The following is an 18238-nucleotide window of genomic DNA, read 5'->3' as shown; positions in this document are numbered from 1 at the left end:
CCGTTCCTGAGAAGGTGTACCCTCTCACCCTCCCACGCCTGCGGTGTGGGCCCCTCCCTCTCTCCATGAGAGAGGGATTTTAGAGCTGCAGATGCTCAGGCGGCTCGGGCGGCGGGGCCGTCAGGCGGTGGAGGTCGTGCTTGAGGCGCTTGCGGCGGCCCCAGGGGCGCCAGGCGTCGTCGGGGGCGATGGCGTCGCCCAGGCTCCAGTCGGCGACGAACTTCTTCAGGCCCTTCAGCGGCATGACGCCCACTGGTTCCAGCCGGCGCGGTCCTGTCCTGCCGTCCAGCGCCTCGATGGCGGGGCCAAGGCCGCCGTGCTCGATGAAGGCCTCCAGCACGGCCTCGGTCTCGACGCCCAGGAAATGGCCGATCAGCCGGCCCAGGAACGCGGCGATGGCCAGGCGCTCGTCCTCGTCGCGGGCCTCGAAACCGATGTCGCATTCGGTGTCGAGCCCGATCGAGCGGTTGTTGAGGTTGGCCGAGCCCAGCCGCAGCACCCGGTCGTCGGCGATCGCCACCTTGGAATGGACGATGATCGGCGCGCCCTTGGGCGTGCGGGCGCTGAAGGCGTAGAAGCGGCCGTGGATATCGACCTCGCGCAGGCGGTTCAGGGCCGCCGTGCGTGCGCTGTCCATGGTGATCTGGTCGAAATAGCTGGGGCTGCGGGCGGGACCCACCGTCACCACCTCGGGGCCGTCCGGCTCGGCCAGGCGTTCGGCCAGGGCTTCGACCACGATCGGCGAGGTCAGGTACTGGTTCTCGATATAGATCAGCCACTGGGCCGTGCGGATCATCTCCAGGTGCAGCAGCAGGCACTCGTTGATCTCGGGGTCGCGGCGCCAGTGCGGCTGGGTGCGGGAGATGGCGATCGGCAGGCGGCGCAGCGACGGCGCCAGGTGCTCGGGCCAGGGGGCGACCAGCGGCCGCTCGGGGGGATCCACGGCCTCGCCGGTGGCCTTGCGCCAGCGTTCGGCGAAGAGCTGCGCCAGGGCGCCGGCGACCGGGCCGTCGACCAGGGCGGCGACCTCATGGCGGGCCGGATAGTGATGGCCGGTGGGCAGGCGCCGGCGCGGGTCGTTGTCGAGATGCTCTGTGGTGTCCCAGCGGTCGACGCCGATATCGCCGCCGCTGACCAAAGCGACCGAGCCGTCGACCACGACCACCTTCTGGTGATGGCAGGCGCTGGCCGGCAAGGTGTTGTCCAGCCGGTACTTGACCTTGGAGCCGGCGAAGAAGGCCGCGCCGCGCTGTGGGCCGAACAGCTGCGAGGCGGCGATCGGGAAGGGCATGTCCCAGGCCAGAACCCGCACGTCCAGCGCCGGGTTCAGCGCCGCCTGCCGGCGTAGCAGCAGGCCTATACGGTCGGCGTGGACGGGATCGCGGCTCTTCTTGACCCTGTCGGGATCCAGCCGCGTCAGCGGGTCGAACACCCAGGCCAGGATCCAGATCGAGTGCCTGGCCGACAGCAGGATAGCCTTCAGCGCGTCGAAGGCCTCGTCGTTGTCGATGAACAGCGCCAGGCGTTCGGCGGTCTCGACCCGCCAGCAGGTCGAGCCGGGACGGAAGACGGTTTCGATTTCGGCCATGTCGCCCCTACGCCCGTACTGCCACAGCAACGCACGGGACAGAGTAAGGCTCCGCTTGTGGTCGCGGCTTGTCCTAAATCATCCCGCCGCGCGCGGCAGATCAGCCGGCGATGGCGGCGGCGTCGCGCTCGCCGGTGCGGATGCGCAGGGCCTGCTCCAGGTCGAGCACGAACACCTTGCCGTCGCCGATCTTGCCGGTGTTGGCGGTGCGCTGCAGGGCCTCGATCACCGCGTCGGCCACGTCGGTGGGCACGGCGATCTCAAGCTTGACCTTCGGCAGCAGCTTCACTTCGTATTCGGCGCCGCGATAGACCTCGGTCTTGCCCTTCTGACGGCCGTAGCCGCGCACCTCGGTCACCGTCAGGCCCGACGCGCCCGCCTCGGTGACCGCCTCCAGCACGGCGTCCAGGCGGCTGGGCTTGATAACGGCGACGATCATCTTCATGGCGCGAATTCCCCTTTACGCGGCCGGTTTACGGCTTGGTCGGCGACTCAAGGCTAGGCCCTGGCGCCACAGCTTCCAATAGTATTCCGGTCCTTACGGTTCCCGGCGCCTTCCGAACAGGCGCCACGCCGGCGGGCGCGGGCGGCATGACCGGGGCGAACACCCGGGCGCGGGCCCGGCTGCCGCGCGGCTTGACCGCGAAGGTCTGCTTGACGGCCTCCATCAGGATCAGCCCGGCGAAGCGCGGCCACAGGCGCGCGCCGACCTGTTCGAAGCCCTCGGCCCAGCCCACGGTGAAGCCGGCCGGCGGCGCATAGAGCGCACGGGTCCAGCCGGCGGGCTCCAGGTCGGCCTCGCGCAGAAGGTTCTCCAGCTGGCTGCGGCTGAAGGGGCGGCCGTGGCCGAACGGCGTGCCCTCGGCGCGGGCCCAGACGCCGTCGCGCGAGGCCACGGCGACGATCAGCCGGCCCGAGGGGGCCATCACCCGCCACAGCTCGCGCAGCACGGCCGAGGGATCGTCGGCCTCTTCCAGGGCGTGGACCGCCAGGATCCGGTCGAACATGGCGTTGGGAAAGGGCAGGGCGGTCTCTTCGACCAGGGCCGCCTGGTTGCGCTCGCCCACCGGCCAGACCTCTACGCCCTGCGTCGCGGGCATGGCGGCGATCACCCGGCGGGCCTTGGCGCGGCATTCGTCGAGGAAGGGCGTGGCGTAGCCCAGGCCCAGCACGTCCAGCCCGTTGGCGTCGCCCCAGGCCTCGGCCACCTTGCGGCCGAGCATCTCCCGCGCCACCCGGCCCAGCGGGGCGGCGTAGAAGGCTCTGAGGTCGAGCACGTCGCGGCGCATTGTCTCTCCGTGGCGTCGAGGCCATCTATGTAGGCGGGCGAATCCTCCGCGTCACGCCCGCCGATAAGGGCCGATCGAATGCCGCTCGAAATCCACCAGTTTCCCTGCCTCTCCGACAATTACGGCTTTCTCGTGCGCGACACCGCCACCGGAAAGACCGCCTGCATCGACACGCCGGAGGCCGACGCCATCCTGATGCAGCTGGAAAAGCTGGGCTGGGGGCTGGACTTCATCCTCAACACCCACGGGCATCCCGACCACGCCGGCGGCAACGAGGCGGTCAAGGCCGCCACCGGCGCGACCATCGTCGGCCCGCAGGAAGTAACCCGCATCGCCCCCCTCGACCGCGTGGTGGCCGGCGGCGACGTCGTCGAGCTGGGCGAGACGACGTTCACCGTCATCGACAGCGGCGGCCACACGCTGGGCCACGTGGCCTATCACGATGCCGGGGATGGCGTGGCCTTCGTCGGCGACACCCTGTTCGCCCTGGGCTGCGGGCGGATGTTCGAGGGCGATCCCGAGCAGATGTGGGCCTCGCTCTCGCGGCTGGCCGACCTGCCCGACGACACCACCGTCTATTGCGCCCACGAATACACCGCCTCCAACGCCCGCTTCGCCCTGTCGGTCGACGCCGATCCGGCGCTGAAGGCGCGCGCGGACCAGGTGTTCGCCGCCCGCGAGCGCGGCGAGGCCACCGTGCCCACCAGCATCGGCCTGGAGAAGGCCACCAATCCGTTCCTGCGCGCGCCTGTGCTGCGGCCGGGCCTTGCGCCCGCCCAGGCCTTCGCCGAGATCCGCGCGGCCAAGGACAGTTTCAAGGGATGAGTACGATGAGCGTTGCTGGGATTTCGGGCGATCTGGGCGCGAAGGAGATCGTGCGCCTGCTGGGCATGCAGCCTCACCCCGAGGGGGGCTGGTACGTCCGCATGTTCGAGGACGCGCCGGGCGCCGACGGCCGTCCGGCCTCGACGGCGATCTATTACCTGCTGGAGGCCGAGCAGATGTCGGCCTGGCACCGCATCGACGCGGTCGAGGTCTGGCACTGGTACGCCGGCGCCCCGATCCGCCTGACCCTGTCGCCCCCCGACGGCGTCGGCGCCACGCCCCACACGCTTGGCCCGGACCTGCGGGCCGGCTGCCGCCCGCAGGTGGTGGTGCCGGTCGGCTGGTGGCAGACGGCCGTGTCGCTGGGCGCCTGGACGCTGGTCGGCTGCACGGTGGCGCCGGGCTTCAGGTTCGAGGGCTTCGAACTGGCCCCGGAGGACTGGCGGCCGAAGGCGTAGACCCCCTCGGTCGGCTTCGCCGACAGCTCCTCCAGAGGGGGAGCATCTGCGCGGCGTAGATCCTCCCCCTGAAGGGGGAGGTGGCCCGGAGGGCCGGAGGGGGGACGTTTTCAGCTTCTGATGAAGCTGGCCGTCCCGAGCGACTTCCCTCTCCGTCGGCTTCGCCGACACCTCTCCCTTCAGGGAGAGGGTCTTTGACGCCACTCCGCCCTGGTCTGCCCCCAAACCTCGTTGGGCAGGTCTTGATACGGCGCGGGCAGCGGATGGGCGCCCCGGTTCCTGGACCCCAGCCGCGCCGCCACCTGCTGCGAGGGCGTGTTCTGCGGGTGGATGCAGTGGATCACCTCGTCCCAGCCCAGGTCGTCGAAAGCCCAGTCGATGGCGGCCTGCGCGGCCTCGACCGCATAGCCCTTGCCCCAGGCGCTCCGCAACAGGCCCCAGCCGACCTCCGTGCCAGGCCAGCCTTCGGGCCGCCAAGGTCCGATGCGGCCGACCCATCGCCCGGTGTCCTTGGCGATCAGCGAGAACATGCCGAAGCCGTTCATGGCCCACGAGCCCGCCATGCTGGCCATGCCGCGCCAGGCGGCTTCGCGGGTCTGGTAGCCGCCGATGAACTGGGCGGCCTCGGCGTCGCCCATCAATTGCGCCCAGCCGTCGAGGTCTTCGGCGGCGGTCGGGCGCAGGATCAGGCGGGCGGTCTCCAGCGTGGGGCCAGGGGCGATGGCCATGGCGTCTCCTTCCCTTTTTTCCTGCTCTCGTCTCAGATCACGCAGGCGGCCAGACCGTCGCGACGGACCGTGCCCGAGGCTGCGCCGATCCTGCGCGAGCGCTTCTGGACGTAGCGGCCGGGCTTGACGGCCTTCCACTTCAGGGGGCTGGGCAGGATCGCCGCCAGCCGGGCCGACTGGGCCGGGGTCAGCTTGGCGGCGCTGACGCCGAAATAGCGCTGGGCGGCGGCCTCGGCACCATAGATGCCGGGGCCGAACTCGATGGAGTTCAGATAGACCTCCATGATCCGCTGCTTGCCCCAGCCCACTTCGATCAGCACCGTGAACCAGGCCTCCAGGCCCTTGCGCAGGTAGGAGCGGTCCGGCCACAGGAAGACGTTCTTGGCGGTCTGCTGGCTGATGGTCGAGCCGCCGCGCACCTTCTTGCCCTTCTCGTTGTTCTCATAGGCCTTCTGCAGGGCCTCGACGTCGAAGCCGTGGTGCTCGCAGAAGCGGGCGTCCTCGGCGGCGATCAGCGCGCGCGGCAGGCTGGGCGAGACCTTGGACAGCGGCCGCCAGCGATGGTCCCAGCCCTTGCCCTCGACGGCGCGGATGACCATCAGCGGCGTCGCCGGCACCGGCACGAAGCGATAGACCAGCACCGCCAGGATCGGCCCGGCGATCAGCACGATGAACAGCGCCAGGAAGATGTTGCGCAACAAGACCTTCAAAACCGTACGCCCCTTGCCTTGACCTTGCGGCCGGATGCTAACCAACGAGGAAGACAGCCGATAGGGTGCGTTGGTTAGGGAGGCCTTGATGGACGTTTCTACGGCGGTGGCGGAGCGGTTCTCGGCGCGGGCGTTCAAGCCCGACCCGGTCTCGGGCGAAACGGTGCGGGCGATCCTGGAAGCCGCGGCCCGCGCGCCGTCGGGCGGCAATCTTCAGCCATGGAAGGTGCATGCCGTCGCTGGCGACGTGCTCGCCGAGTTCAAGGCCAAGGTCGCCGCGCGGCTGGGCTCCCCGGACGAGGCGCAGTACGCGGTCTATCCGGCCAACCTCTGGGAGCCGTTCCGCACCCGCCGCTTCCAGGTCGGCGAGGACCTTTATGGCGCGCTGGAGATCCCGCGCGAGGACAAGATCGGCCGTCTGCGGCAGTTCGCCCGCAACGCCGAGTTCTTCGGGGCGCCCGTGGGCCTGTTCTTCTCGATCGACCGCAACCTGGGCCCGCCGCAGTGGTCGGACCTGGGCATGTACATGCAGACGGTGATGCTGCTGGCCACCGAACGGGGCCTGGCCACCTGCGCCCAGGAGTTCTGGTCGGCCTACGGCAAGCTGGCGGCGGACTTCCTGGGGCTGCCTGACGACCACATGGTGTTTTCCGGCATGGCGCTGGGCGTCGCCGACGAGGCCGCGCCGGTCAACGCCTGGCGTTCCCGGCGGGACGATTTCCAGGTCTGGGGCGAGCTTCGGGGATTCTGACGAGGGTTCCCGTTCGAAGGGAGCGCTTCCAGCGCGCCGCGAGACTCTTCGGGCGTGAAACCGCCTGCCCCACAAGGGCCCGCGCGCGGGAAACATAAGTTTCGCTCCGGGCAAGGAGATGGTTGATCACTTAAGGTTGCGGGCGTAGCGTCGCCAAAAGCGTTGGAGGAAGTGACCCCATGAAGATGATCCTAGCGGGCCTGGCCGCCCTGTCGTTCGTCGCGCCGGCCGCGGCCCAGGAGTGGCCCAAGCAGGATTGGCGGGTCAGCAGGATTTCCAACCTTTCGGCCCAGGCGCCGTCCTTCTACGAGCCCGACGGCGGCGCCCGGCCGATTCCGAGCGTGTATTCCACGAGCGTCAGCTTCCGTCAGCCGGCGCGCATCGGCCGCTCGAACATCGCCCTCGACGTCGGCTCGATCCGCCGTGAAGGCAAGGTCGCCCTGGTCAGCTACTTCGTGTGGCCGGACGACAAGTCGGGCTACACCGAGATTTCGTCGCGCATCGAGTGCGGCAAGACCGGCGAACAGATCAACGCCGTCCGCCATTACGACCAGGACTTCGCCCTGGTCGGCGGCCGCGACATGCGCCTGCGCCGCACCGACGCCACGGCCCGCGCCGTGGCCATCCAGGTCTGCGGCGCGCCGCGCGTCAACGTCAGCGACAAATCGCTGCCCGAACTGGTCAAGGGCGGCTGATCCTTCAGCCTCTCGGCCCAAACAAGAAGCCCCGGCCTTGCGGCCGGGGCTTCTTCGTTTCGCGGGACAGGCCGCTTTAGGCGGTCTGCTTGACGCCGGCTTCGGCCAGCCACTCGACGATCTTGCTCTTGGGCATGGCGCCGACCTTCATCGAGGTCATCTGGCCGCCGCGGAACAGCATCATGGTCGGGATGCCGCGCACGCCGTAGCGCGACGGGGTCATCTGGTTCTCGTCGATGTCGATCTTGGCGACCACGACCTGGTCGGCGAGCTCTTCGGAGATCTGCTCCAGGGCCGGGGCGATCTGCTTGCACGGGCCGCACCACGTGGCCCAGAAGTCGACGAGCACGGGGCCCTCGGCTTGCAGGACGTCTTTTTCGAAGGTGGCGTCGGTCACCGCAACGGTGCTCATGGTCTGGCTCCTGGCTGGCGTCGCGGGTCGGGGGATCGCGGCGCGGAATTGATAACAGTGGCGGTTCCAACCGCCTCTTGCTCGAAGATGTAGGCGCGGGGGGCGCGTCCGGCAATAACTCAGAAGAGGCGTGAAAGAGCCGCCGCCCGCACGTTTTCTGGAACGACCATCAGTTTGGGACCATCCGTCCACACGATCGCGGCCTCGATCTGGCGACCCGGGAAGATTTCGGCCAGCACCGCGGCGTAGACCGCCATCTGCGAGAGATAGGCTGGATCGGCGTCCTCGATGCGGTCGGGCGAGGGGCGGTTGGTCTTGTAGTCGACCACCAGCACCCGGTCGGGACCGACCACCAGCCGGTCGACCCGGCCCGAGATCGCCATGCCCACGGGCAGCTGGGCCGCGGCCCCGGCCAGCGAGGCCTCGGCCCGCGAGCCGGGGCCGAACACGGCGGCGAAGCGGTCGTCTTCCAGCACCCCAAACGCGGCGGCGGTCATCTCGGCCCGCTGGATCTCGGTCAGGTCGCGCTCGGCGGCCAGCAGGCGGCCGGCGGCGGCGCGGCGAGCGGCCGGCGCGATGTCGGGCAGAAGCTGCAGCAGCCGGTGGATGATCTCGCCGCGGCGATAGCGGCCGAGGCCTTCGATCTTCGCCAGCGGCGAGGGCGCCGAACCGATGGTCTCCTCCTCGGCCTCAAGCGCCGAGGGCGCGGCCCAGCGGGCGCCGGCCGAGACGGGCTCGGCGGCCCGCCGCGCCCAGTCGGGCAGGGGAGCGGGCGGCGCCTCGTCCCGTTCGGCCGCAGGAGGGGCAGGCAGGGGATCGGGGCCGTAGCGCAGGATCCCGGTCTCCTCATCGAGCGCCCGCACATCGCCCTCGACCCTGGAATGGGCGAAGGCGGCGCGGGCGGCGGCGTACCAGCCGCCGACGTTCTCGTCCTTGGTGCGGGCGTCGATGCGGCCGCAGAGAATCAACCGATCGCGCGCCCGCGTCAGGCCCACATAGAGCAGGCGATAGGCCTCCTGCTGGGCCTTGTCCTCGCGCAGTTTCCGCGCCGCCGCCGAGGCCTCGCAGTCCTGCTTGCCCGAGGCGCACCACAGAAAACCCTTGTCGGCGGTGGCCAGCAGCGGCGAGCCGCGAGCTCCACCCTTCATCGTCGTCTCGGGCAGGAAGACGATCGGCGCCTCCAGGCCCTTGGCGCCGTGGGCGGTCATCACCCGCACCTGCCGGCGCACGCCCTCCATCTCGCGCTTGACGACGATGTCGAGCGCGGCGAACTCGGCCACCAGCGTCTCCAGGTCGCGCACGCCGCGGGCTTCGGCGTTGGTGATCTGGGCCAGGAACTCGTCCAGGGCGTCGGCGGCCTCCTCGCCCAGGCGGGTGAGGGCGCGGGCGCGGTTGCTGACGTGGTTGGCGTCCAGCTTGCCCAGGAACAGGGCGTAGAACTCGTAAGGCTGGCGGCGACGGCGGGCGGTCAGCGCCCACTCCAGCAGGGCGTGGGCCTCGCGCCAGGCGGGGCGCTCGTCGGATCGCGCGGCCAGCGCGCTCCACAGCGTCGTCTTTCCGCGCCCCTTGGCCAGGGCGTAGAGGTCATCGTCGGTCAGGGCGCAGAACGGGCTCTTCAGCAGCGCCGCCAGGGTCAGGTCGTCGTCGGGGAACAGGCAGAAGCGGCCCAGCGCCAGGAGGTCGTCGAAGACGATGTGGGCCGACAGCGACAGCCGGTCGGCGCCGGCCACCGGCACGCCGCGCCGCTTCAGCGCCCGCAGCACCTCCTCGAACAGCGCCTTGCGCCGCCGCACCAGCACCAGCACGTCGCCGTAGTGAGCCGGGCGCCAGACGCGGGCGTCCTTGTCGAACACCGCGTCGCCCCGCTCGACCAGGGCCTTGATCTCGGCGGCGATCTTCTCGGCCAGGCGCCGGTTGGCGCCCTGCTCGGTCTCGACGTCCAGCGGCGCGTCCCAGGCCTCGCGCTCGGCGGCGACCGGCTCGCGCTCCAGCGGCCACAGGTCGACGCACCCCGGATGATCCTTGCGGAAGGCCACGTGGGCGGGAATGTCCTCGCCGGTAGGGGCCAGGCCCAGGCGCGCGTCCGGCGCCTCGAACAGGGCGTCGACGAAATCCAGCACCTGACGTGTGGAGCGATAGGAGGTCGCCAGCGGCACGGCCCTGCCCACCCGGCCGACGGCCTCGATGCGGGCGATGTACTGTTGCGTCTCGATCAGCAGGCGCTCGGGCTGGGCGCCCTGGAACGAATAGATCGACTGCTTCTCGTCGCCGACGATGAACAGGGTGCGGCCGTCGGCGGCCTTGCCGTCGCGCCCCGGTGCGCCGGCCCCGGCGAAGAAGTCCTCGGTCAGGGCCGACAGGATCTCCCACTGCTCGGGGGCGGTGTCCTGGGCCTCGTCGAGCAGGATGTGGGAAACCCCGCCGTCCAGTTTGTAGAGCACCCAGGCCGCGTCGACGCGCTTGGTCAGCAGATCGCGGGTCTTCTCGATCAGGTCGGAGAAGTCGAGGGCCCCTTGCGCCTTCTTCTCGGCGATGAACTCGGACAGATACAGCGCCGCCAGCCGCATGGCCGCGACGCTGTCCTCGGCCACCTTGGCCGCGCGCAGCCATTCGCGGGCCTCGCCAAGGCGCTCCTGCTCGGCCAGCAGCCGCTCGCGCAGGTCCTCGCGGCTCTTCAGGCCCGAGGTCTTGCCCGGCCAGGTCGCGGGCGTGCCGGCGCCCTTCTCGGTGAACAGCACCGCCAGGGCCTCGTCGAGCGTGGCGGCGGGATTGGTCGCCACCGCCCGCATCTGGTCGGCGCACCTGATGTCGGTCTTGCCGCCGCCCGACAGCACGTCGGCGATCGAGCGCCACAGCGCAACGTCCAGGTCGTCCATCGCCTGGGCGGCGATCTCCTCGGCGGTGGTCGGCTCGGCAAAGCCGCAGACGCTCCAGATGTCGGCGATCACGCCTTCGAGGCCGCCCGCGCGGTCCAGATAGGCGGCGATGTTGGCGCGCTGGTGCTCGAAGGTGGCGAACATCGCCTCGAACGAGGCGAAGTCCAGCGCCACCGAGAACCGGGCATAGGCCTGGGAGAATTCGTTGTCGGTGGCGGTGACGAAGGCGGCCAGCTTGTGCAGCGCGGCCTGGGCCACGGCGGCCGAGGCGCTGTCGTCCATCACCTCGAAGCCGGGCGATACGCCCGCCTCGATCGGGAAGCGCCGCAGGAGCTTCTCGCAGAAGGCGTGGATGGTCTGGATCTTCAGGCCGCCGGGCGTCTCCAGCGCCTTGGCGAACAGGCTGCGGGCCTTCGACAGGGCCAGGGCGTCGAACTCGCTCTCCGGCCGGTCGACCAGGCCTGCGATCTCGGCGCGCAGGGCCGTATCGGGCGTGACGCACCACTTGCCCAGACGGTCGAACAGCCTGTGCTGCATCTCGGCGGCGGCGGCCTTGGTGTAGGTCACGCACAGGATCGCCGCCGGCTCGGCGCCGCCCAGCAGGAGGCGCGCGACCCGGTCGATCAGGGTCTTGGTCTTGCCCGAGCCGGCGTTGGCCGTGACGAAGGCCGAGATCGCCGGGTCGGCGGCGACGCGCTGGGGGTCGAGGGCGCTCAAAGGGAACCTCCCCTTCTGGGGGAGGCGGCCGAAGGCCGGTGGGGGGGCGTTTTCAGCCGCCGCACCCCTGGCCGGTCTTGCGATATTTCCCCCCACCGATCGCTGCGCGATCGCCTCCCCCAGAGGGGGAGGTTCCTTGAGGCTTCGAGCGCCCTCATTCCCCGTCCCCCTCGTCGCCGCTGGTCGACCACTCGAACACCCGCGCCAGGTGCCCGTAGTCGCCGGCATGGTCGTGAACGAACTGCGGCGCGGTGCGCGACAGGTAGGGGCGGTCGGGCTCGTCGTACTTGCGGATCAGCTCCACCAGGCCGTCGAAGGCCTTGCGCGCGGCTTCCTCGCTTTCGGGGCCGGCGGCGGCGCGGGTCTGCTCCTCGCCGGCCGGGCGGCGGCCGGTGACGCGCACATAGGTCAGGTCGCCGGGCGCGCGCGGGCCGATGTCCTTGAAGCCGCCGTTCTGCAGGATCGCCGCCGTCAGGGTCAGCTGCGGCGAGAAGCCGGTGTCGACCTGCTTCTGGCTGGGGGCGGCGCCGGTCTTGTAGTCGAGGATGTGGGCGGCGCGGCCGTCGCGGGTGGGCTCGATGCGGTCGGTCTTGGCCGTCAGGGTGAAGGGGCGGCCACCCACCTGGAAGGTGATCTCGCCGGCGGCCTCGACCACGATCTTCTCGGCGCCCGCGCGGCGGCGGGCCTCAAGGTCCATGACCCACAGGGCCGCCTCGCGGGCCAGGGCGCGTTCGCGGGCCAGGGCCGAGGGCGGCATGCCGGCGGCGACCAGCTCGGCGATATACAGGCCCTCGAAGATCTCCGCGCCGTTGGCCGGCAGGGCGTCGGGATAGGTCAGGGCGAACATCTCGAAGGCCGCGTGGATGGCCGTGCCGCGGGCGCGCGCCTCCACCGGCTCGTCCGGGCGCTCGAGCGGATAGAGCTTGAGGATGTCGCGCGCCCACACCGCGTAGGGGTCGCGGGTCAGGGCCTCGACGCGGGTGACGGCCATGCGGCGCGGGCGGTCCTCGACCGGCGGGCAGGGGGCGGGGCGCTTGACCGGGGCGTAGGGGCCGGGGGCGTCCAGGGCGCGCGCCCAGTCCAGCACGTCGGCGCGCTCGGTCAGGGACAGGCCGGCGCCGCGCGCCAGGGTCTTCATCCGCCACAGCCAGCGGCTCTCGACGGCCGGCGCGCCGCCGCGACGCTGGCTGTGCACCAGGATCACGTCGGGGGCGCTGGCGGCCTGGGCGAAGTCGTGGGCGGTGAGGCCGATCTTGCGCTCGGGCGGCGGCAGGCCGAGCTTGCCGCGCATCGGTCGCGACAGGAACGGGTCGATCGGCGCGGCCTGCGGCCAGACGCCTTCCTCCAGCCCGGCCAGGATCAGCCGGTCGGCGCGCACGAGGCGGGCCTCGATGGCGCCCAGCATGCGAAGCTGGGGGTGGGTGGCGCCGCCGACGCGCAACGTCTCCTCGTCGACCAGTCGTCCGAGCAGGTCGAGGAAGCCCAATGGATTGGTCGGCGGCAAGGCCTGGCCGTCCTCGATCAGGGCCGAGATCAGCGCCGCCAGGGCCTCGCCGCCGGATCCGGCCCACAGCGAAGGCGGCTCGACCAGGTTTTCCAGCGCCCTGGCCAGCGCCTCGGCGGCCAGATGCGGCGGGGCGACGGGGCCGGCGGCGTAGGGTTGGGCGGCGATCTCGATGGCGGCGTGGATGCGGCGCGCAAGGTCCAACGCCTCGGGATACTCGGCGATGCGGCGCTCAAGGGCCGCGGCGTCGACCGGGGCGGGGCCGCGCAGGCCTTTCAGTTCGAGCGCCCGGGCGGCCTCGTCGGCCTTCAGCAGCGGGTGCTTGGCCACCGAAAGCAGGCCGACCGGGTCCAGCGGCGCCAGCACCAGCGCCGCCAGCTTGCGCGCCAGGACGGCGGGCGCCGAAGCGGCCAGCGGCGCCCCGGCCGAGCTGTCGGGCACGACGCCCCAGCGAGCCAGATAGAGGCCGGCGCGGCGGGCCAGCTGCTGGTCGGGTGTGACGAGCGCGGCGGTCTTGCCCGGCGTCTCCAGCGCCTCGCGCAGCAGGAGGGCGCAGGCCAGGGCGGCTTCCTCCTCGCCCGAGGCGTTGACCAGGGACAGGCCCGACAGGCCCTCGGCAATGGGGTCGACGCTGGCGGACTCCGCGCGCAGCTTGCCGATCTGGGTCAGCCAGTCGGCGGTGGCCTCGGCCGGGCGCAGGGCCTCGTTGACCAGGCGGCGGCGCCAGCGCCCCCGGCTGTCGGCCTCGGCGCGCCAGCGGCGCACGACGCCGCGATCGACGCCGGCGCGATGGAGAAGGCGGCGCATGGCGCCCTGCGGGTGCTGCTCGCCGACCTGATCCCAGGCGTCGCTCGCCAGGTCTTCGTCCAGGCCCGGCAGCACCACGCAGCCCTGCGGAGCACGCGAGACGGCGATCAGCAGGTCGGCGGTGGCCGGCGCGGTGCCGGTCGAACCGGCCGCGATGAGCAGGCCCGGCGGCGGATTGGCCATCCACTGGTCGGCCAGGGCGCGCAGCAGGCGCACCCGCCGCTCGCTGACGTCCATCATCTGCAGATCGGCCAATCGTGCGCTCCAGCCCTCGACCATGGCCCGGATGAACCGCGCCGAGACCTGCCAGTGGGCCGCCAGGTCGCCGTCGGCCAGGCCGTCGAGGCGCTCGATGATCGGCGCCTCCTCGATCTGGCAGCTGTCGAGCAGGTCGGAAATGGCTTTCGCCATCTCCAGGGCCTGGCCGGCGCTGGGCGGGCTGTCGAGCAGGGCGGCGTTGTCGTGGACCAGGCGCGCCAGCTCGAACCGCCGGCGGCGGCTGGAGACGGCCGGCGGCAGGTCGAGCGCCAGGTCGCCGGGCTCGAACGGCGGCTCGCCCTCGTCGAGATCGCCCAGCGGGCGGATCTGCGGCAGCAGCACGGCCCGCCCGCCGTTCACCGCCAGGAAGGCGTCGGCCAGCGCGCGCGCGCCACGACGGGTCGGGGTCAGCAGGGTGGCGTGCGACAGGGCGTCGGGGCCCAGGTGGGCCAGGCGCTCGACAAGGCCAGCGGCCACGTCGTCGACGAACGGCCGATGGGCCGGGATCGAGAACCAGCCGGAGCCGGCCGGGCCGCTCATCCGGCTTTGGCTTCCGCGAGCTTGGCTTCGGCCTCGTCGCGCGCGCCGGGATCGCCAACGTGCATCCAGAAGCCGTCCATCACCACCCCGTGGACGCGGCCCAGCGGCGCGAGCCTGCGCCAGATCGTCGCCAGCGAGAACGCGCCTTCGGGCCCATCGTCGACAAGGTCAGGCTTGCAGATATGCACGCCCATATAAGCGAAAGGCGCGCTTGGGGCCTCGCCCCGGAAGGTCAGCGCGCCCTCGTCCGACATGAAGATGTCGCCGGCCCCATCGAAGCCGAGCGTGCGGTCCAGCCGCGCCAGCAGCAGGCAGACGTCCATCCGTTCCGGATCCCAGGCCTGGGCCAGGCTGTCGATGGCGGGGACGCCGTCCTGCGTCCAGACGGAGTCGATATTGGCGACGAACACCGGATCCTCGCCCAGCAGCGGCCGGGCCTTGCGCAGGCCGCCGCCAGTTTCCAGCAGCTCGCCGCGTTCGTCGGAGATGACGATCTGGGGCGCGCCGGTGCGAGCCTTCAGATGGGTTTCCAGTCGGTCGGCGAAGGCGTGGACATTGACCACCGCGGTCTCGACGCCCGCTTCGGCAAGGCGATCGAGCATGTGGTCGATCAGGGTGCGGCCGGCGACCTCGACCAGCGCCTTGGGGCGATCGTTGGTCAGGGGGCGCATGCGGGTGCCCAGGCCGGCGGCCAGCACCATGGCTTTCTTCGGAGCGGTCATGCGCGGGCCTCCGCCGGGACATGGGCGTCGAACCAGGCCTTCAGTCCCGCCAGCGCCGGATCGGCCAGGCAGCTGTCGAGATAGCGCCACAGGCGCGGCATGAAGCTCTCGTACCTGGGCTTGCCGTCGCGGGTGACGAGGCGCGCGAAGATGCCGAGGATGCGGGCGACGTTGAGCGCCCCCAGCGCGTGGTAGTCGGCCAGGAACTGGGTCCGGTCGAGGTCCGGCCGGGCGGCCAGATAGCGGTCGAGGCCGCGGGCTTCGATCTCCGGCGACACGTCGCGGCGGGCGTCGTGCAGCAGCATCGAGAAGTCCCAGGCCGGGTGGGCGACCACGGCGTCCTGGAAGTCGATCAAGCCAACGCGCGCCGGACCCTCGCGGCCCGGCAGCCACAGCAGGTTCTCGGCGTGATAGTCGCGATGGCAGAAAACGCTGGCGCCCGCCTCGGCGCGAGCGCGGATCGGCGTCCACAGCGCTTGCCAGTCGGCCAGGGCGGCGGCGTCGAAGGTCACCGGCTTGAGCTTGGGCAGCCACTCGACGAACAGGTCCTGGGCCATCTGCAGGGCCAGGTCGTCATAGGTCAGCAGCGGCCAGGTCGAACCGCCGGCCTCCAGCACCGCCGGGGGCTCGGCCGCGTGCAGGGCGACCAGGGCGTCGACGGCGGCGTCGTACATCGCCGGCTCGTCGCCGCCTTCGGCGATCACCTTGGCGTAGAGGTCGTCGCCCAGGTCTTCCAGCACGGCCAGGCCCAGGGCCGGCTCGGCGGCCAGCACCTGCGGCGCGGAAAGGCCCTGCGCACGCAGCCAGCCGGCCACGGCCACGAAGGCGTCCACCCGGCCGGCGGCCAGGCGGTAGGCGGCGTTGAAGCCCAGCGCGCGGCGCTCGTCCGGCGTGGCGCCGGGCGGGCAGGGGGCGGTCTCGAGGGCCGGCGGCTGGTCCATGAAGATGAAGGTCGCATCGCCGCGATACAGGCGCTCGTACGAGCGGGTCGAGGCGTCGCCGCCCAGCGGCTGGCGGCGCGTGTCGCCATAGCCGTGACGGGCCAGGAAATCGGCCTTCAGGGTCTCGCGGTCAGAGCTCAAGCTTGCGTTCCTCGAAGGCGCCGAAGGACGTGATGCGGACGCGGCGCGCTTCGCCGGCCGTATCGTCCAGAACCGGCGAAATCTCTACATCGAGTCGGTGCGGCGGCAGACGGCCCTCCAGGCGCTGGGGCCATTCGATCAGGGCCGCGCCGTCCTCCAGGGCCTCGGCCAGGCCGATCTCGTAGGCCTCGTCCGGATCCTCCAGGCGATAGAGGTCGAAATGGGCGAGCGGGAAGTTCTCCGCCTCGTAGAACTGCACCAGGGTGAAGGTCGGGCTGGGCACCTCTTCCTCGGGCGAGGTCAGGGCGCGCACCAGGGCGCGGGCCAGGGTCGACTTACCCGCGCCCAGCGGGCCGTACAGGCACAGGGCCGCGCCGGGAAACAGGACGGCGGCCAGCCGCGCGCCGAGCGCCTTGGTGGCGGCCTCGTCGGGCAGGTCGATTTCGAGGGAGGCGGCGCCCCCGGGCGCCTGTGGCGTAGACATCGCGCCAATCTAGAGTCCCCCGCGCGGGCCTCAAGCCGCTTTCAGGAATTTTGCCGTCGCCGGGGCGGGCGGGGCGTCCTATCACCAGGGGAACAATCCCGAGAGGATCGGTCGAGATGAAGAACTGGAAGCTGTGGGCCGGCCTCGTCGCCGTGGTCGTGGTGATCGCCGCCGGCTGGGGCGCGTGGTGGAACTTCGAGCTGCGCTGGCGGCCCAAGACCATCACCAAGAACCAGGCCGAGATCGCCAGGATCCTCGAGGGCTCGGGCTGGGTGTCGCCCGGCCTGAACGGCCCCAAGCTCTACATGATCAGCTTCCGCACCTGCCCCGACTGCATCCGCTTCAAGAAGGAAGAGTACCCCCGCCTGCACAAGGCCGGGATCGACACCCGCCTGATCGAGATCGCCCGCGCCGATCGCAACGGCGTGCCGAAATCGACGCCGGTCGAGCGTGCGACGGTGGCCGAGCTGTGGATCAACCGCTCGTGGGCGTTGTCGGAGAAGTGGGACGCCACCCCGGTCGACGCCTGGGCGGCGCCGGGCCTCAAGCCGGCCGACGGCGACATCGCCCGCACCGCCGTCATCGAGGCCGGCCGCAAGTCGGTCGAGGACCTGATCCCCCTGCTCAAGAAGAACGGCGTGAACTTCGCCTATCCGCTGCTGGTCTGGTGGACGCCCGACGGCCAGATGAAGGCCTGCGCCTGCGAGAAGCGCGAGACCTACCGCTTCGTGCGCAAGGACCTTGGGGTCTAGTCTCAGGCGCGCGGATGGGCCTTGCCGTAGGCCGCCAGCAGGCCTTCGGCGTCGACCTGGGTGTAGCGCTGCGTCGTCGACAGCGAGGCGTGGCCCAGGAGGTCCTGGATCGAGCGCAGGTCGGCGCCGGCGCCCAGCAGGTGGGTGGCGAAGCTGTGTCTCAGGGCATGGGGCGTGGCGCGGTCCGAAAGGCCCAGGCGCCCCCGCAGCAGCTGCATGGCCGCCTGCACGTGGCGCGGCGACAGCGGTCCGCCGCGCTTGGCGCGGAACAGCGGCTCGTCGGGCGACAGCACGAAGGGCAGGGCCGTGACATAGGCGTCCACCGCCGTGCGCACGGCGTCGAGCACCGGCACGATCCGGGTCTTGCCGCCCTTGCCGGTGATGCGCAGGGTCTCGGCCAGGGGCGCGTCGGCGCGGGTCAGCGACAGCCCTTCGGAGATGCGCAGGCCGCAGCCCCAGAGCAGGGTCAGCACCGCTTCGTCGCGGGCCGCCTCCCAGTCCTCGCGGTCGGGATCGAGCGCGATCTCGGCCAGCAGGCCGCGGGCCTGGTCTTCTGACACCGGACGCGGCGCGCCGACCTTGATGCGCGGGCCGCGCACCAGGCCGATGGCGGCGTTGGGCGTTTCAAGGCGAGCGTCGAGAAAGCGGTGGAAGGCGCGGATCGAAGACAGCGACTGGCTCACCGAGCGCGGCGACAGCGGATGATCGCCCGAACGCCGGAAGGCCAGATAGGCCCGCAGGTCGGCGGCCGAGACGGCGCCGAGGTCCTTGAGCGAGAGCGAGCCGCCGTTATGGCCCTCGATGAAGTTCAGATAGGCCAGAACGTTGTCGCCATAGGCCCGCACCGTGCGAGGCGAGGCGCGGCGCTCGTCGGCGAGATGGGCGAGCCAGGCGGCCAGGGCTTCGCGGGCGGAGCTCACGAGGTCCTCCCCCTATGGGAGAAGTGTCCGCGAAGCGGACGGAGGGGGGAGTGGGGGCAAGGGCTGTCAGCTTCGCGGAAGCTGAGAACGCCCCCCCTCCGGCCCTCTGGGCCACCTCCC

The 18238-nt window shown here is 71.3% G+C and carries 17 protein-coding genes; 5 read left to right on the top strand and 12 right to left on the bottom strand.

Going from position 1 to position 18238, the window contains the following annotated elements:
- Window positions 1–79: 79 nt before the first annotated feature.
- From DDF67_RS17555 to DDF67_RS17545, 3 genes are all read right to left on the bottom strand, one after another.
- Complete coding sequence (locus DDF67_RS17555) at window positions 80–1588, bottom strand: phospholipase D-like domain-containing protein (RefSeq protein WP_109102141.1); 1509 nt, start codon at window positions 1586–1588, stop codon at window positions 80–82.
- A 100-nt stretch (window positions 1589–1688) separates the two neighbouring features.
- Entirely contained in the window at window positions 1689–2033 is a 345-nt protein-coding gene (locus DDF67_RS17550; protein WP_058348648.1) for a P-II family nitrogen regulator, read from the bottom strand.
- 28 nt (window positions 2034–2061) lie between these two features.
- A complete protein-coding gene (locus DDF67_RS17545; protein ID WP_109102140.1) occupies window positions 2062–2877 on the bottom strand; it encodes a class I SAM-dependent methyltransferase in 816 nt (271 codons plus the stop codon).
- 78 nt (window positions 2878–2955) lie between these two features.
- Between DDF67_RS17545 and gloB the strand changes: the two genes are divergently transcribed.
- Window positions 2956–3702 carry a hydroxyacylglutathione hydrolase gene (gloB, locus tag DDF67_RS17540; RefSeq protein ID WP_109102139.1) on the top strand — a complete coding sequence of 249 codons (747 nt, stop codon included), beginning with the start codon at window positions 2956–2958 and terminating at the stop codon, window positions 3700–3702.
- Complete coding sequence (locus DDF67_RS17535; protein WP_109102138.1) at window positions 3699–4160, top strand: cupin domain-containing protein; 462 nt, start codon at window positions 3699–3701, stop codon at window positions 4158–4160. The genes gloB and DDF67_RS17535 overlap by 4 nt, the downstream gene beginning before the upstream one ends.
- 179 nt (window positions 4161–4339) lie before the next feature.
- On the opposite strand, the gene DDF67_RS17530 is transcribed toward DDF67_RS17535, so the two are convergent.
- Complete coding sequence (locus DDF67_RS17530) at window positions 4340–4888, bottom strand: GNAT family N-acetyltransferase (RefSeq protein ID WP_109102137.1); 549 nt, start codon at window positions 4886–4888, stop codon at window positions 4340–4342.
- Between the two features lie 32 nt (window positions 4889–4920).
- The gene (gene mtgA / locus DDF67_RS17525) at window positions 4921–5634 is read right to left on the bottom strand and encodes a monofunctional biosynthetic peptidoglycan transglycosylase (protein ID WP_109102162.1); all 714 of its coding nucleotides are present in this window, start codon (window positions 5632–5634) and stop codon (window positions 4921–4923) included.
- A gap of 52 nt (window positions 5635–5686) precedes the next feature.
- Between mtgA and DDF67_RS17520 the strand changes: the two genes are divergently transcribed.
- Both DDF67_RS17520 and DDF67_RS17515 read left to right on the top strand, forming a co-directional pair.
- The gene (locus DDF67_RS17520; RefSeq protein ID WP_109102136.1) at window positions 5687–6349 is read left to right on the top strand and encodes a nitroreductase; all 663 of its coding nucleotides are present in this window, start codon (window positions 5687–5689) and stop codon (window positions 6347–6349) included.
- Between the two features lie 179 nt (window positions 6350–6528).
- A complete protein-coding gene (locus tag DDF67_RS17515) occupies window positions 6529–7044 on the top strand; it encodes a hypothetical protein (protein ID WP_109102135.1) in 516 nt (171 codons plus the stop codon).
- A gap of 76 nt (window positions 7045–7120) precedes the next feature.
- On the opposite strand, the gene trxA is transcribed toward DDF67_RS17515, so the two are convergent.
- The 6 genes from trxA to tsaE form a co-directional block, all read right to left on the bottom strand.
- Window positions 7121–7456, bottom strand: a complete 336-nt coding sequence (trxA, locus tag DDF67_RS17510; RefSeq protein WP_109102134.1) for a thioredoxin — start codon at window positions 7454–7456, stop codon at window positions 7121–7123.
- A 119-nt stretch (window positions 7457–7575) separates the two neighbouring features.
- On the bottom strand, window positions 7576–11049 hold the full coding sequence (gene addA, locus DDF67_RS17505) for a double-strand break repair helicase AddA (protein WP_233247690.1): 3474 nt from the start codon (window positions 11047–11049) through the stop codon (window positions 7576–7578).
- A gap of 154 nt (window positions 11050–11203) precedes the next feature.
- Window positions 11204–14158 carry a double-strand break repair protein AddB gene (gene addB, locus DDF67_RS17500; RefSeq protein ID WP_109102132.1) on the bottom strand — a complete coding sequence of 985 codons (2955 nt, stop codon included), beginning with the start codon at window positions 14156–14158 and terminating at the stop codon, window positions 11204–11206.
- The gene (gene murU / locus DDF67_RS17495) at window positions 14155–14880 is read right to left on the bottom strand and encodes an N-acetylmuramate alpha-1-phosphate uridylyltransferase MurU (protein WP_109102131.1); all 726 of its coding nucleotides are present in this window, start codon (window positions 14878–14880) and stop codon (window positions 14155–14157) included. The genes addB and murU overlap by 4 nt, the downstream gene beginning before the upstream one ends.
- Window positions 14877–15962 carry an N-acetylmuramate/N-acetylglucosamine kinase AmgK gene (amgK, locus tag DDF67_RS17490; protein WP_109102130.1) on the bottom strand — a complete coding sequence of 362 codons (1086 nt, stop codon included), beginning with the start codon at window positions 15960–15962 and terminating at the stop codon, window positions 14877–14879. Before amgK ends, murU begins: the two co-directional genes overlap by 4 nt.
- Entirely contained in the window at window positions 15952–16446 is a 495-nt protein-coding gene (gene tsaE, locus DDF67_RS17485; protein WP_109102129.1) for a tRNA (adenosine(37)-N6)-threonylcarbamoyltransferase complex ATPase subunit type 1 TsaE, read from the bottom strand. Before tsaE ends, amgK begins: the two co-directional genes overlap by 11 nt.
- A gap of 116 nt (window positions 16447–16562) precedes the next feature.
- On the opposite strand from tsaE, the gene DDF67_RS17480 reads away from it, so the two are divergent.
- Window positions 16563–17198: a hypothetical protein gene (locus DDF67_RS17480; protein WP_109102128.1), complete on the top strand. Its 636-nt coding sequence runs from the start codon at window positions 16563–16565 to the stop codon at window positions 17196–17198.
- A 2-nt stretch (window positions 17199–17200) separates the two neighbouring features.
- On the opposite strand, the gene DDF67_RS17475 is transcribed toward DDF67_RS17480, so the two are convergent.
- The gene (locus DDF67_RS17475) at window positions 17201–18118 is read right to left on the bottom strand and encodes a tyrosine recombinase XerC (RefSeq protein ID WP_109102127.1); all 918 of its coding nucleotides are present in this window, start codon (window positions 18116–18118) and stop codon (window positions 17201–17203) included.
- Between the last annotated feature and the right edge of the window lie 120 nt (window positions 18119–18238).

The sequence above is a fragment of the Caulobacter endophyticus genome (assembly GCF_003116815.1).
GTDB lineage: Bacteria > Pseudomonadota > Alphaproteobacteria > Caulobacterales > Caulobacteraceae > Caulobacter > Caulobacter endophyticus.
The sequence above is the reverse complement of the archived record's forward strand: the minus strand, read 5'-3'. Positions and strand labels throughout refer to the sequence as shown.